Annotated in this window: 14 protein-coding genes; 4 read left to right on the forward strand and 10 right to left on the reverse strand. The window is 38.6% G+C overall.

The window, feature by feature from the left end; genetic code table 11:
* Positions 1-11: 11 nt before the first annotated feature.
* Together QUF73_13220 and QUF73_13225 are read right to left on the reverse strand one after the other, a co-directional pair.
* Positions 12-701 carry a response regulator transcription factor gene (locus tag QUF73_13220; protein MDM5227167.1) on the reverse strand — a complete coding sequence of 230 codons (690 nt, stop codon included), beginning with the start codon at positions 699-701 and terminating at the stop codon, positions 12-14.
* Between the two features lie 474 nt (positions 702-1175).
* Positions 1176-1643: a hypothetical protein gene (locus QUF73_13225; protein ID MDM5227168.1), complete on the reverse strand. Its 468-nt coding sequence runs from the start codon at positions 1641-1643 to the stop codon at positions 1176-1178.
* A 188-nt stretch (positions 1644-1831) separates the two neighbouring features.
* On the opposite strand from QUF73_13225, the gene QUF73_13230 reads away from it, so the two are divergent.
* The 4 genes from QUF73_13230 to QUF73_13245 all read left to right on the forward strand — a co-directional run bounded on the left by QUF73_13230 (position 1832) and on the right by QUF73_13245 (position 5529).
* Positions 1832-1990 carry an aspartyl-phosphate phosphatase Spo0E family protein gene (locus QUF73_13230; GenBank protein MDM5227169.1) on the forward strand — a complete coding sequence of 53 codons (159 nt, stop codon included), beginning with the start codon at positions 1832-1834 and terminating at the stop codon, positions 1988-1990.
* A 123-nt stretch (positions 1991-2113) separates the two neighbouring features.
* Complete coding sequence (locus tag QUF73_13235) at positions 2114-2566, forward strand: hypothetical protein (protein ID MDM5227170.1); 453 nt, start codon at positions 2114-2116, stop codon at positions 2564-2566.
* A 264-nt stretch (positions 2567-2830) separates the two neighbouring features.
* Positions 2831-3577 carry an ABC transporter ATP-binding protein gene (locus QUF73_13240; protein MDM5227171.1) on the forward strand — a complete coding sequence of 249 codons (747 nt, stop codon included), beginning with the start codon at positions 2831-2833 and terminating at the stop codon, positions 3575-3577.
* Positions 3574-5529 carry an ABC transporter permease gene (locus QUF73_13245; GenBank protein ID MDM5227172.1) on the forward strand — a complete coding sequence of 652 codons (1956 nt, stop codon included), beginning with the start codon at positions 3574-3576 and terminating at the stop codon, positions 5527-5529. Before QUF73_13240 ends, QUF73_13245 begins: the two co-directional genes overlap by 4 nt.
* A gap of 6 nt (positions 5530-5535) precedes the next feature.
* Here the strand turns inward: QUF73_13245 and QUF73_13250 are convergent, their stop codons facing one another.
* From QUF73_13250 to QUF73_13285, 8 genes are all read right to left on the reverse strand, one after another.
* The gene (locus QUF73_13250) at positions 5536-6531 is read right to left on the reverse strand and encodes a sensor histidine kinase (protein ID MDM5227173.1); all 996 of its coding nucleotides are present in this window, start codon (positions 6529-6531) and stop codon (positions 5536-5538) included.
* Positions 6528-7202 carry a response regulator transcription factor gene (locus tag QUF73_13255; GenBank protein ID MDM5227174.1) on the reverse strand — a complete coding sequence of 225 codons (675 nt, stop codon included), beginning with the start codon at positions 7200-7202 and terminating at the stop codon, positions 6528-6530. The genes QUF73_13250 and QUF73_13255 overlap by 4 nt, the downstream gene beginning before the upstream one ends.
* A 237-nt stretch (positions 7203-7439) precedes the next feature.
* Positions 7440-8813, reverse strand: a complete 1374-nt coding sequence (locus tag QUF73_13260) for an alpha-L-fucosidase (protein ID MDM5227175.1) — start codon at positions 8811-8813, stop codon at positions 7440-7442.
* A gap of 84 nt (positions 8814-8897) precedes the next feature.
* A complete protein-coding gene (gene nhaC / locus QUF73_13265) occupies positions 8898-10373 on the reverse strand; it encodes a Na+/H+ antiporter NhaC (protein MDM5227176.1) in 1476 nt (491 codons plus the stop codon).
* Positions 10374-10576: 203 nt separating this feature from the next.
* Positions 10577-11008, reverse strand: coding sequence for an RbsD/FucU domain-containing protein (locus QUF73_13270; protein MDM5227177.1), 432 nt, complete (start codon positions 11006-11008; stop codon positions 10577-10579).
* A complete protein-coding gene (locus tag QUF73_13275; GenBank protein MDM5227178.1) occupies positions 11001-11909 on the reverse strand; it encodes a fumarylacetoacetate hydrolase family protein in 909 nt (302 codons plus the stop codon). The genes QUF73_13270 and QUF73_13275 overlap by 8 nt, the downstream gene beginning before the upstream one ends.
* Before the next feature lie 15 nt (positions 11910-11924).
* Positions 11925-12698 carry a glucose 1-dehydrogenase gene (locus QUF73_13280; GenBank protein MDM5227179.1) on the reverse strand — a complete coding sequence of 258 codons (774 nt, stop codon included), beginning with the start codon at positions 12696-12698 and terminating at the stop codon, positions 11925-11927.
* On the reverse strand, positions 12695-13510 hold the full coding sequence (locus QUF73_13285; protein MDM5227180.1) for a glucose 1-dehydrogenase: 816 nt from the start codon (positions 13508-13510) through the stop codon (positions 12695-12697). The genes QUF73_13280 and QUF73_13285 overlap by 4 nt, the downstream gene beginning before the upstream one ends.
* Positions 13511-13527: the final 17 nt, after the last annotated feature.

Raw genomic sequence — 13527 nt, forward strand, 5'->3', positions numbered from 1 at the left:
TCTCCAGCCTTTCACCAGGTAACGATCAAGCGGTAGCCTGCGCCTCTCACTGTTTCGACCGCTCCTGAAAGCCCGATTGCCTCAAATTTTTTTCTTACCCTCGCCATATTCACATTCAGCGTATTTTCATCCACATAGACCTGTTCATCCCAAAGCTTTTCCAGCAAGTCTTCACGTCCGGCCACACGCGGGTGCCGCTCCAGTAGATTCTCAATAATATCCGCTTCTTTTTTGGACAGTTGAACGCTTTTATCACGGAAACACAATTCCAGCCTTTCCGGAAACAGCTTCAATCCCTCTGCCTCCAGAACTCGTTCCTGGGCCTGCGTGGCATATTCCCCGTAAGCCCTGCGAAGCTGGCTGCGGATCTTCGCCATCACAATTTCCGGATGAAACGGCTTGGTGATGAAATCATCGCCGCCATTCTCAAGCGCCATCACCTGGTCCATCTCCCCTACCCGCGCAGAAATGAATATAACTGGACAAATCGACTCCTTCCGGATTTGCCTGCACCAGTAATAGCCATCAAAGCTCGGAAGATTAATATCCAGGAGCACAAGATCCGGTTTATGCTTATGAAATTCCCCCATCACATCATCGAACTGTTCCGCAGCCGCAGCATCATAGCCATACTTCACTAAGTGTGACTGCAGGTGCTCCGCGATTTTCGGATCATCCTCAATAATGAATACTTTCTGCATCCTCTCACTCCTTTGTCTTAGAAAATTATGCCATACGGAGAACAGGAAAGAAAAGCGGAAGGCGCCCGCCTATAAAGGAACGCAGACTAAAACCGCCACGTCCTGTGGCAACGTCTGCATGACCCGCATCCTCCCAAAAGCTGTCGCTTTCGGTCGTGCGATGTTTATGCTGACGAAGCCTTCCTTGTCCTGCGGGCCTCAAGCATAAGACAAGCCGGCTTAAAGGTTGTTCTTTAACCTTTTGGCCGGATTGATAGAAATGTTGAGGCGACTGTCCAGGGACGACAAGCATAAGACGGTCCCTGTAAGAAGGTGGTTTTTCCTTCTGGAAGGGAACGGCTTATGACCTCGAGTCCCTAGGAGCCGAAACTAGACACGCTTAGACCCGAGAGCCGATGGCGCCTGGGGCTAGACAGTTACCTAACTTCAGAATTTATTAATTCTTTAAAAAAAGAGCTGCCTCAGCAGCCCTCTTTAGATACAAGCTTTCTTTTCTAATACACTAATCCATTTGTAATACCCTATTAGTATGGTTAATAAAATCGGATTAACAATGGCAGAATGCCATATACTCCACCATCCATAATGAAAGAAACCGAATGGATGAGGCAGCATGGCAACAGCTTCATAGCTCAGGAGGAAGATTTCCCAAATAAGAAAGTAACCTACCTTTTTCATGAAAGAACCATTAAAAGGATACCAATTGATAAACATCAAATTTATTGGCGGGATTAAGATTGTGTAAGCAGGAAATGCTATCCAGTCTATTCCTTGTGTAAAGTACCAGTATCCTTTGTACTTCAGATCGATAAAAATATCAAAGAATAATTGGAATGCAATAGTAAAAACCCAAATATGGACAATTTTATTGGCTGATATCCCCTTAATGGTCTTATATATAATAAAATTAAACAGAACAACTGAGGCAATTTGTAAGATCATTTTCCACTCCGGAAAGTTTTTTAGATATTATTTGCATTTAGTGGGAGTTCAAACCTTCCAAAACACTCTCTGCCTTATATACATAATTTTTTTGTCATTTTGAGACTAGTTTTGTCGAATTTGTTCAATACTTTTCCTTTATTTGCAATAATAGTTCCTGGACTTTAATTATTTAAAGGAGTAAATAAATGTGTCATTTTTGCAGTGAACTTAGAAAAAAGATTCAACTTTTTAGAAAAACACTTATTGAAACTGGAATAAAGAAAGGATTAGAGCATCCTGAGACTATAAAAAACAGTCAGATATTGGATGAACTTATCTTTAGGTTCCAGTCTAAATGTAAATAGGATTCATTACCGTAAATGATCTCCTTTTAATAGAAACTCACTTCACCGCCAAATAAGCAGATAAATTTCTAAAAGAGGGCAAGATAGATAAGAAATAAATCAATAGAAACCCGGAGAATATCAATGGTCTATTTCTTTACAATTACAACGCTTGCTATCAACTCCATATTGCTTTTCATTATTCCATTAAAATTAACCCGGCAGGAGCTTTACACAACCTGGCTGGCTGTCACTTTAAATGTGCTTCTTGCAGATTTAATTTTTGGCCATGTTTTAGACCTGTACGACTTAATGGATCCAGGTCCCCAGCTATTTGATTTGTTAATTGAAATCACCTTGCCAGCAACATTCGGAATCCTATATGTAAACTTCATGCCTAAAGCCAGGAAGAAATTTTTGCTTTACCTTTTGGTTTGGGCCGGTTTTTCTGTATGCTATGAAGTCCTATCCAGTTACTTTGGCTACGTAGTATATAAGGGCTGGCAAGTATGGTGGTCAGCCATCTATTATATTGGAGCCTGCCTTTATATGCGCTGGCATTTTCGTTTTATGAGGAAAGAAAGGAATCCACTTTAAAAAAGGAACGGTACACAGTCAAAGTCACGCGGAGAAACTGTATCTCAAAAAGATGCATATACAACTCAAAGATCAAAAACAAGCAGCCACGTCAATGCGTACTGCTTGTTTTTTTACCTTCAATGGGATTGTCTGCATTTTAACTGAATGCAATCATGCCGATTCTGCCTTTAACATGACAAAAGTGTCACTTTACATTCTGTTACATCGATGGTTCGCGGGCAAAACAGCCGATATAGTATGTTAGTGAAGGAGGTCGAAACCATGACTAAAATGATACAAACCAAAAACTTATCGAAATCGTATGGAAAAACACAGGTCTTAAAAAATATTGATTTGACTGTTGAACGAGGGGAACTGACTGCTATTATGGGTCCCTCCGGCTCTGGAAAAACGACGTTAATGAATACCCTATCAACCATTGATGCCTTTAGCGGGGGGAATGTTTGGATTGAGGGAAATTCCCTTTTAGAAATGAAAAAGAAAGCCCTGCGGGAGTTCCGTCAAAAAAGAATGGGATTTATTTTTCAAGACTATAACTTACTGGATACCTTAACGGTGAAGGAGAATATCCTGCTCCCGCTCTCGCTGCAAAAAACACCTGCTGCAGAAATGGAAATGCGGTTAGCAAAATTGATTGATGCCTTAAATATTGAATCCATCTTACATCAATATCCATCTGAAATTTCCGGCGGTCAGAAACAGCGCACAGCTGCCGCACGGGCAATTATTACTAACCCTGCAATTGTATTTGCTGATGAACCAACGGGTGCACTCGATTCCAGATCTGCTACCCAGCTGCTGGAACAAATTCAGCTGCTCAATGAAACATTCAACACAACTGTTCTGATGATTACCCATGATCCGTATGCAGCAAGCTACTGTCAGCGCGTAGTTTTTCTCCGCGACGGAAAAATCGTCAATGAAATGTTTAAAGGCGAGCAAACGGAAAAGGAATTCTTTGACCGCATCCTTACGATCCAAAGTGCAATAGGAAGTGACCGGCGATGAATTTAATAGATTTATCATGGAGGAACATGAAGCGGAACTTCCGGCTGTATACCATTTATTTCATTTCCATGTTTGTCGGGGTTGTCATTTACTTTACCTTTTCTGGTTTAATGTTTAACAAAGATGTAGTCGCCGCCATTCAAAATAAAGAAAACTACAAAATGGTTATTTCCCTTGCTTCGGTGATTGTCTTTTTGTTTATTGTCTTCTTTATTTTATACGCGAACTCCTTTTTCATGAAGCAGCGAAAAAAAGAATTCGGCATGTATTTACTTTACGGAATGAAGGAAAGACAAGTTGCGTCAATGGTCTTCTTTGAAACATTATTCTTAAGCGCCATTTCGGTTTTCAGCGGTATATTAATCGGCGGATTGCTATCAAAGTTTTTCGGTGCGGTATTAATGAACTTAATGCGCTACAATGAGGACATTTCTTTTGCTTTTCCATTGGAAGCTATCATTTCAACGATTCTGTTATTCGCATTATTACTCATCATCATTACAATACAAAGTTATTTGAATGTCCGGCGTGTCCAGCTGGTAGAATTGTTTCATGCAAAGGAAAAGATGGATAAACCGCTCACATTTTCTTTTGGCTTGGCGTTATTGTCCATTCTATTGATTGCCGGGTCCTACTACATGATTACCATAGGGGATACAGACATCTGGAAAGAACATTTTAATGAAACATTAACAGCTGTCACAGTGGCATTGATTGCTGGGACGTATTTATTTTTCCGCCAGTTTTCCGGGTGGATATTGCAAAAAATGAGCCAAAGTAAAAATTATTTTAACGGCAATAAAATGCTATGGATTTCCTCTCTCCGTTTTTCCATTCGAGGAAATACAGTCAATTTTACATTCAATTCACTGATTAGTGCGATTGTCATCTTTACAGTTGGATTTATTGCTGTAGATTACGCTGTTAAAGGCGAGGTTGTGAAAAAAGAATTTCCAAACCATATTGCCTTTTCGTCCCAGGATCAAGAAACCCAAAGACAAATTGAACAGCTGATGAATGACTCTCATCCAATCATTGATCATGAAACCATTACAGGAATCCAAACAGAAAAAATCCAAAATAGAGATGCTTTTTTTAGCCATCCCGAATATTACACGGAAGAGTTTTACCTTTTTCCGGAATCCCAATTAAATGCAATTGTCGAATTGCGTAAAACGGGTGAAAAAGCAGATTTAAAAGGTGAAGAATCCATTATTTTATCAAGAGGAATAGATAAACCAACAAAATATAAAAGTTCTCAGCCTGAAATGACCGTTTTGGAAGACAATACATTTCATGTAGTCGAAAAAATACGATACCCGCTGTTGAGCATCCCAACGAGCCCTGGCGGAAATACAAAGCCCCAGCCTTCTGTACTCATTATTTCAGACGAAGCTTTTGAGAACTTAAGGGAACATCACACCCTTTCTTCATTTGAAATTTATCAAATCGAAGATCCCAAAACATCTAATGATGTATCACGAGAAGTATACGACCTCGTTATGAAAACAGAAGGGGCCTATTATTCGGCCTATATTGATATGTATTCCGTTGATACGGAGTCGTCTTCTTTAATCCTGTTCTCCGTTGCCTTTTTTGCCGTTATTGCATTGTTTGCATTAGGGAGTGTCATATACTTTAAACAGCTGCGCGAAGCTACAGAAGAGCGGGAACACTACGCCATTCTGCGGAAAATCGGTGTGGACGACAAAGAAATGAAAAAGATTATCCGAAAACAATTGCTGTTCGTATTTTTGCCGCCGCTCCTGCTGGGGCTGCTGCACAGCTGGTTTCTTTTATATTACACAGTCATCCTGGTCATAAAAGATTTGCCTTCTTTAACGACGATTATTTTTTCTGTCATGGGGTTATATGTGTTAACGTATCTAATCTTTTACGTTTCATCTGTATCTATTTACTACAAAATTGTCAGCGAAAAAAACACACGATGAGTTATTTTACTCATCGTGTGTTTTTTGCATGATTAAAAACGGATCGCTATCGAGCGGGAAGTGAACGATAAAGTGGGTGTACTCTCTCACAATCGACGTACAGCTAATGTAATGCCCTAACTTGTTGCTTAGCTGCTGGGCTAAATATAAACCCATTCCGGTCGACTTCGAATACAATCGCCCCGTTTCTCCGGTAAAACCGCGATTAAATACTCTCGGAAGATCTTTCTGGCTGATGCCAATCCCATTATCCCGAATCAAGAGCTGCTTTTCTTGTGGGGCTTCCAATATGGAAATGGTGATTTCTCCACCAGGTTCTGTATACTTCAAACTGTTTGTCAGAAGCTGATTGACGATGAACTGGAGCCATTTAGGATCACTTTGGACCTCCAAATGATCTGCCTGTATGTGAATGCGGATATTTTTTGAAATAAAGGTTTTTGAGTGGGACTTTACAATATCCTTAAGAATCTTGATAATATCACATTTCTGGATATCGTAATCCTGATTAAAGCTGTCTAGTTTAGCGTAATAGAGTGCTTGATCAACATAATTTTCAATTTTCGTAACTTCTTCTCTTAAGCTTCCAGCGTCCATATCGGTTTGCTGCAGCAGGCGAAGAACGGCAATCGGTGTTTTTATTTCGTGGAACCAGGAGACGATAAAATCGTAATGTTCCTTCTGCCTGTCCTGAATCCGATTCATTTCACGGATATGTTCACGCTTCAGCTCATCGATGTGTGTTTTAGCGAATTCTCCTTCCAGAGACAGGCTGTCATAATCCTCCCCTTCCAATTGCCGGATCACTCGCATATTTTGCTGGTACCGATATACTAAAAACCCGATTAATACAATCGAAGATAGGGCGAAGGCATAAAGGAATGTCCCCCACGCCAGGCTGCCATTGATATCAGTAAAAAAGATTGCCGCTGAAATCAGGAAACTGGTCAGATAGAGGACTATATAAGGTTTTTCATAGGATAAAAAGCTAAGGAAGTTCATTCAATTAAATACCCTAACCCTTTCCGAGTGACAATGAAGTCCTCTAGTCCAATTGCTGCAATTTTCCTGCGCATCCGATTCACATTCACGGTAAGTGTATTATCATCGACAAACTGTTCCTCATTCCATAGTGCCTGCATTAAGTCATCCCTCGAGACGATTTTTCCGATATTCCGCATCATCAATTGCAAAAGGATGAATTCATTCCGGCTTAGCTCATTGCTTTGCCCATTAAATTCAATCGTTGAATTGGTTACATTTAATTTCAGGCCGCGATGGATAAAACGGATATTCTCCTCTTCCTGATATGTATACTTCCTGCGGATGAGTGCACTGATTTTCGCGAGAAGGATATCCAAATCAAAGGGCTTCTGGATAAAATCATCCCCGCCCATATTAATGGCCATTATAATATCCATATTCTGATTTCTGGAGGAAAGGAAAATGATCGGCACTTTTGAAACAGAGCGTATTTGCTGGCACCAGTAGTATCCATCAAAAACGGGAAGATTGATATCTAATAAAATGAGGTGTGGACTTGTCTGCTCGAATTCCGCCAGCACCTGGTCAAATTGGGTTACCTCCACCACATCATATTGCCATTTTTTCAGCGTATCAGCGACAATCCGCCTAATTTTTTCATCGTCTTCTATCATCATGATTCTATACATAAAATCCCTCTTTATTGGAATAATGGTCACGTTATTTATTCTAGCACAATTTATTTAAGTCTTTCAGGCTAGGGCTGTCTGTCCGCTTTCACTCCTTCTCTCATAAGACCAGTGAGCATCAAATTAAAACTAAACATAAAAAAGACCGCTGGAATCCAGCAAGTCTTTTGAGAGATTATAAAATAAAGAACAAGAGTTTAATTATTAAATAAAAATTTTCAGACAATAAAGGTAAAATTATACTTCATTAAGCTTAATCTTGAATACATAAGAATATTGGCCAGGTAATTTACTTGGATGAATTAGTGGTGTTTTAATAAGTAGTTTATTGTCTTCAATTTGATAATCCAGATTTAAATCCATTCCTAATATATGAATTGAATCAATATCTAACCCTTTAGATAAGGTGAATATTTCTTTTTCATTTGGCCAGCTATCCATAATGCAGTATATACTTCTACCATTCGTTGTAAACTTATTTACAGCATGACTAATTCCATGGTAAGGTCTTGTTTCAAAAATGGACTCGCCGTTTACATTTAGCCAATCACCAATATCTTTTAACCTTTGCTGCTGTATAATAGGAATCCTTCCATCCCAAGTTGGACCGACATTCAATAATAGATTGCCGCCACGCGCTACGATGCTTGTTAATTCATGAATAAGCTGTTCGGAAGTGGAATAGTTTTCTAGATTTTCTGCTCGATTAAATCCATAGGATCCGCCAATCCCCCTGCTTTCCTCCCACACATGATCTTGAACAATATCTGAAACATCATGATACTCACTGGAGAAATAATCACCATGTTTTCCTGGCATCCCAGCACAGAACCTGTCGTTCACTACCACTTCATTTTTATTCGGGGCTTCATTGTACAGCCATGCTAAAAATTCTTTTGTTTGTGCCGCATTTTCGTCTAAATCCCATTCTCCTCCATCTGAAAAGATCAGTGAAGGACTATATTTCTGTACCAATTCTTTAAGTTGAGGAATGAGAATTTCGTCTGGATAATTTTCTTCATCTATACCATAATTTTGATGATCGTATTCTGGAACAAAATAGCCTGATTCAGTTCTATGGCTCCAGTTAGTTTCCCAATCTATAATTGAATAGTACAGACCCATTTTCATTCCTTGTTTTCTGACAGCGTCCGTTAAATTGCCTAGAATATCAATATTGGGGCCAACATCTGTGACACGCCAATTTTTTTTATGTTTATTTTGGGTAGGCCATAAGCAGTACCCATCATGGTGTTTTGCTGTTAACACAACGTATTTGGCACCGGCATTTTTAAATGTTTTAGCCCAAAAATCAGCATCAAATAATTCAGCAGTAAACTTAGCTGCAAATTCTCGATACTTAAAATCTTTCCCATAGATTCTTTCATGAAAATCATCGTTATTATTTTTATATTCACCGTAAACAGAGGCATAATACCATTCTGCATAAGATCCAAACCGTTCGTCACTTAATTTTCTCCATGAAGGAACAGAGTAGACACCCCAGTGGACAAATATACCAAATTTGGCATTTTGGAACCACTCTGGAATAACCCTGGAATCTAATGACTCCCAATTAGGCTGATATTGATTTTTAACACTTATCTCCATACCTGTACCTCCAACAGTTATTCTTTAGCTAATTCTAAAAATAAGATTTCATTTTCATTTTTGGATTCTCAAAACCCAAATGCTTCACCCTGTAATTCTCTTTTCAGGAAAATGTTTTGAATTATTCTCCTGGCTGATATTCTCTCTTTTAATCCCAAACCAATTAGTATAAGGGCCAATAATGGCTAAAATAGCTGAGAATACAATGCCCAGCATATTAAACAGCGCCCATGGTGCATAATCTATTACACTTACTCCGAGTGTAGTAGCCATGTAAACTCCTGCCAGGGTCCATGGTACTAGTGCTTCCGGAATCATTCCTCCATCTTCCATACTTCGGGATAAATTCAGCTGATGAAGTGATTGTTTACGATATTGTTCAGAGAATATTTCTTTCATTAGAAAAAAAGTGATATAGCTATTGCCTGTTGCTAAAATGATTGCTAATCCTGAAATCAATGATACTAGTATCGTGTTAGTGGCTGTTTTAATATAGGAAAAAACCCGTGAGAAAACGACATTAAATACTTGGGATGCTTCTAAGGCTGATGCAAAGAAAAATGCGCAAAAAACAAACAATATAGTTCCGTGCATGCTGTATATGCCGCCCCTGTTTAATAACGTTTGCAGATCAGAGCTTATTTCTAAATTCGGCAGTGCAGATAACATCATCTCCACATTAAATCCCTCAATTGCTGCCTGTATAACAAGCGGAAAAGATACTTGCTGCACAAATAACGCTATTAACATTGCTGTGAATGACGATAAAAAAAGAACGACTACTGTCGGTTTCTTCATAACTGAGCCAGCAATAATAATGATAGCCGGCAAAAATAAGATAGGATTCCAGTTAAATATTTGTTCAATTGTTGATGAAACGCCAGATACATTTGCATCCATTATTTCTGTTGCATCTATATTTAAACCAACAAGAAAAAATACAAGAGCTGCTGTTAGCATGGAAGGGACTGACGTAAACATTAAATGTTTGATATGCTGATATAAATCAACTTCAGCAATTAATGAACTCATATTAGTTGTATCAGATAATGGTGAAAGCTTGTCCCCAAAATAAGCCCCTGATATAACAGCTCCTGCTGTTATTGCAAGATTAACATCCATAGCACCAGCAATCCCCATAATAGCAACTCCGATTGTTCCTGCAGAGCCAAAGGAGGTACCTGTACAAGTTGAAACCACCGCTGTTGCTAAAAAAGCTAAAATATATAGATATTGCGGATTTATTATTTCTAATCCGAAATAAATAAAATAAGGGATTGTTCCAGATATCATCCAAGTACCAATTATCAATCCAATACTATATAAAATCAGAATAGCAAGCACCGCAGTCTTGATTTTTTGCGACATAATTTCCATGATGTTCTCCCATCGCTCACCATGTAAAATAGCAAATAATGTTACTATTGTACCTGCAGAAATTAATACAAATTCTGTTTTAAAGCCTGCTATCATAATTCCGTATACCATGATAAACATAATAACTGCTAACAAAAGAATTGCCGCTAAGAAAGATGGCTGTTTCTTAGTTTTCCCTTGCATTAATTCCACCTCCTAGTATTTGGTTAAGCCAATAGATAGATTATTCAGAGCACATGCTATGTCTATTTTTTTCATAAAAATAATAACCCCCTTTTCAATTTGAGAAATAGTGACTCTCATACTAAGATAGCCTTTCGAAGTTGTTTAACAAACTAAATTTTCTGAATTCGCATTCCGGAGAAATACTTCTTACTTCTGCATATTCAAAACACACCTTTTTTTAAAATGATATTTCCATAAGGTGCACGCTCACTCGTAGCCACTATTGCATATGCTCGCTTACTGCGATCGTAAAAATCTTCCCTTTCTAATTTCTCGATTTGGACAGGAAATCCACTCAATTTATTTACAATATCTTCGTATTCCTTCCAAATAGCAGGGTTATTATCGCCTTTTACAGTATTCATCAGTAATATTGGGAATTGAACGTAAGTATCCAATGGGAAAAACTTTAATATTGCGGTTAAAAATTCTGGTACACCATGTCCATTGCCATTTATCAATCGATTTGAACGGCCGGAATGACTCGCAGCCGGAAAATTCCCGTCTGCGAGTACAATCTCATCTCCGTGCCCCATTTCCATTAAAACTTTCATAAGTTCTGGAGAAATAATAGGCGGGATTCCTTTAAGCATTTTGTAAAGCTCCATCTTTTACAAATATATTCATAAGCTTTCCTAATTTTTCAATTTCTACAGTGACTTCATCACCTGGCTGTATGTATACACGCTCTTCAGCAGGCAGTCCAAATACGACTCCCTCTGGTGTACCTGTTAAAATAAGGTCACCCGGTTCTAATGTCATGTGCATAGAAATATAACTTACGATTTCTGCACAGGAAAAGATCATATCAGAAGTATTAGAGTTCTGCCGTAACTCACCATTTACATATGTTTTCAAATCCAGTTTGTTCGGATCTCCTACTTCATCTGATGTAACTAAATAAGGACCAACTGGACTAAATCCATCACATGTTTTCCCTAACAGCCATTGTTGTGTCCTCATTTGCAAATCTCTAGCTGATAAGTCATTGACAGTACAGTAACCAAACACATGAGAAAGAGCGTCTTCTTTTGAAACGCTTTTCGTCTTCTTACCAATCACAATGCCAAGCTCAACTTCATAATCCAGTTCATTCGTTACAGCAGGGACTTCAATTTCGCATTGGTGACCTGTCAATGTGTTATCAAATTTGTTAAATAAGATTGGGACCTCCGGATATGGTGCATTTGTTTCATCTGCATGTTTGCGGTAGTTTAATCCCACACAAATAATTTTATGTGGCTTTGTTACAGCTGGCCCCCAGGCAATCTCTTGGTCTTCAATCATAACAGCACTTTCATTTGATACTGCTGCCTTCACTTTATCTTCAAACTCTTTTAATGCTATCTCATCTAATTCAATGACTTGCATGATATCTGTAAAAACATCATTCCATTTGTTTTTCTTTGCTGTTGCTTCAGCATCTATTAATCTATCATCTATTTGTACAGCTAGTTTCTTATTCTCATTTTTTATAAAAGTAGCCAATTTCATTTTTAAGATCTCCTTTTAAGCATTTTTTCCAAAAACAACTCCGCCATCTATATAAAGTGGTGATCCCATCATAAATGCCGATTCATCTGAAGCAAGGAACAATGCAGCTTTTGCCACATCATCTGGTCTTCCTAATTCTCCGCTCAATTGCCTCTTTTTAATACCTGCAATGGCAACTTCAGGGTCATCGTAGGAAGATTTCAAATAATCCTCGACAAATGGCGACATAATTGTACCAGGCAGTAAAGCATTTACTCTAATTCGATACGGAGCATAGTCCACCTGCATAGCTTTCGTCAGAGCTAGCACAGCCCCTTTTGTTGCGGAATATGCTGCACGTTTTGCCAGTCCCATTTCAGCAGCGCATGATGACATATTGATAACAACACCGCTTTTCTGTTTCATCATATGAGGGAGTGTATATTTTGAAGGCAAGTACACTCCCTTTACATTCACACTCATTATTTTGTCCCATACATCCGGCTCTACTTCGTCTACTCTTCCAACATTACTAATCCCTGCATTGTTAAATAATATATCTATTTTTCGATATTTTTCAATAATTTGACCGACTACATTTTCTACTGCTTCGGGATTTGCCACATCCATTTCAAAAAACGCTGCTTTCCCGCCATTTTCTTCTATTTCAGTTACTGCTCCTTGTCCATTTTCACGGTTAATATCTGTAATAATGACAAAAGCTCCTTCATTAGCGAATAGGTTAGCTGTCGCCTTACCAATTCCACTGCCTCCGCCAGTAACAATCGCTATTTTGTCTTGCAGCCTCATACTTTTACCTCCAAGTCATGATCCATATGATCCTCTGGCTGTGCTGCTTTAACAGTTAATCCGCCATCTACCATTAACAGATGTCCATTTATTTGCATGGCTTCCTCTGAAGCTAAAAATACCACCGCATCTCCAATTTGTTTTTCAGTACCAAGCCTCTTCATTGGATTCGCTTCAATTTCTTTTTGTAAAATTTCAGGATCTTCCAGATACTCTTCGCACATATCTGTTGCAACAGTGCTTGGTCCAACAGCGTTTACATTTATATTATGTTTACCTAGTTCAATGGCCAGTGCTTTTGTTAAATGGCTTGCCGCTGCTTTTGATGAAATATAATGCGGAATCACTGGACTTGTCACGAGAACACTAGCAGTTGATGTAATATTTATGACTTTTCCATATTTATTTTCAATCATCTTTTTAGCTGCTCTTTGTGTCGTTAAGTAAATTGATTTCACATTTGTCTGATAGGTTTTGTCCCATGTTTCTTCTGAAAGCGTCAAAAAAGGTTCAAATGGCGCAATACCAGCATTATTTACCAGGATATCAACCGATCCTAACTCTCTTTCTACTTCGTCCATCATTTGGTCAACATCTGCTTTGATTCCTACATTTGCTTTTACAGCCATCGCCTGAATATGGAACAGTTCTTCAATTGTTTCTTTTAAAGCTTTTGCTTTTTCATACGAACCGGGTGACGTATAATTAATTGCTACATTTGCTCCCTCTTCCGCTAATCTCATAACAATGGCTGCACCTATTCCCCGGGCACCGCCTGTTACAAGCGCTATTCGATTTTTTAATTTACTCATATATTCGCTCCTCCTTT

This window comes from Cytobacillus sp. NJ13 (assembly GCA_030348385.1).
In the GTDB taxonomy this organism is placed as follows: domain Bacteria; phylum Bacillota; class Bacilli; order Bacillales; family Cytobacillaceae; genus Cytobacillus.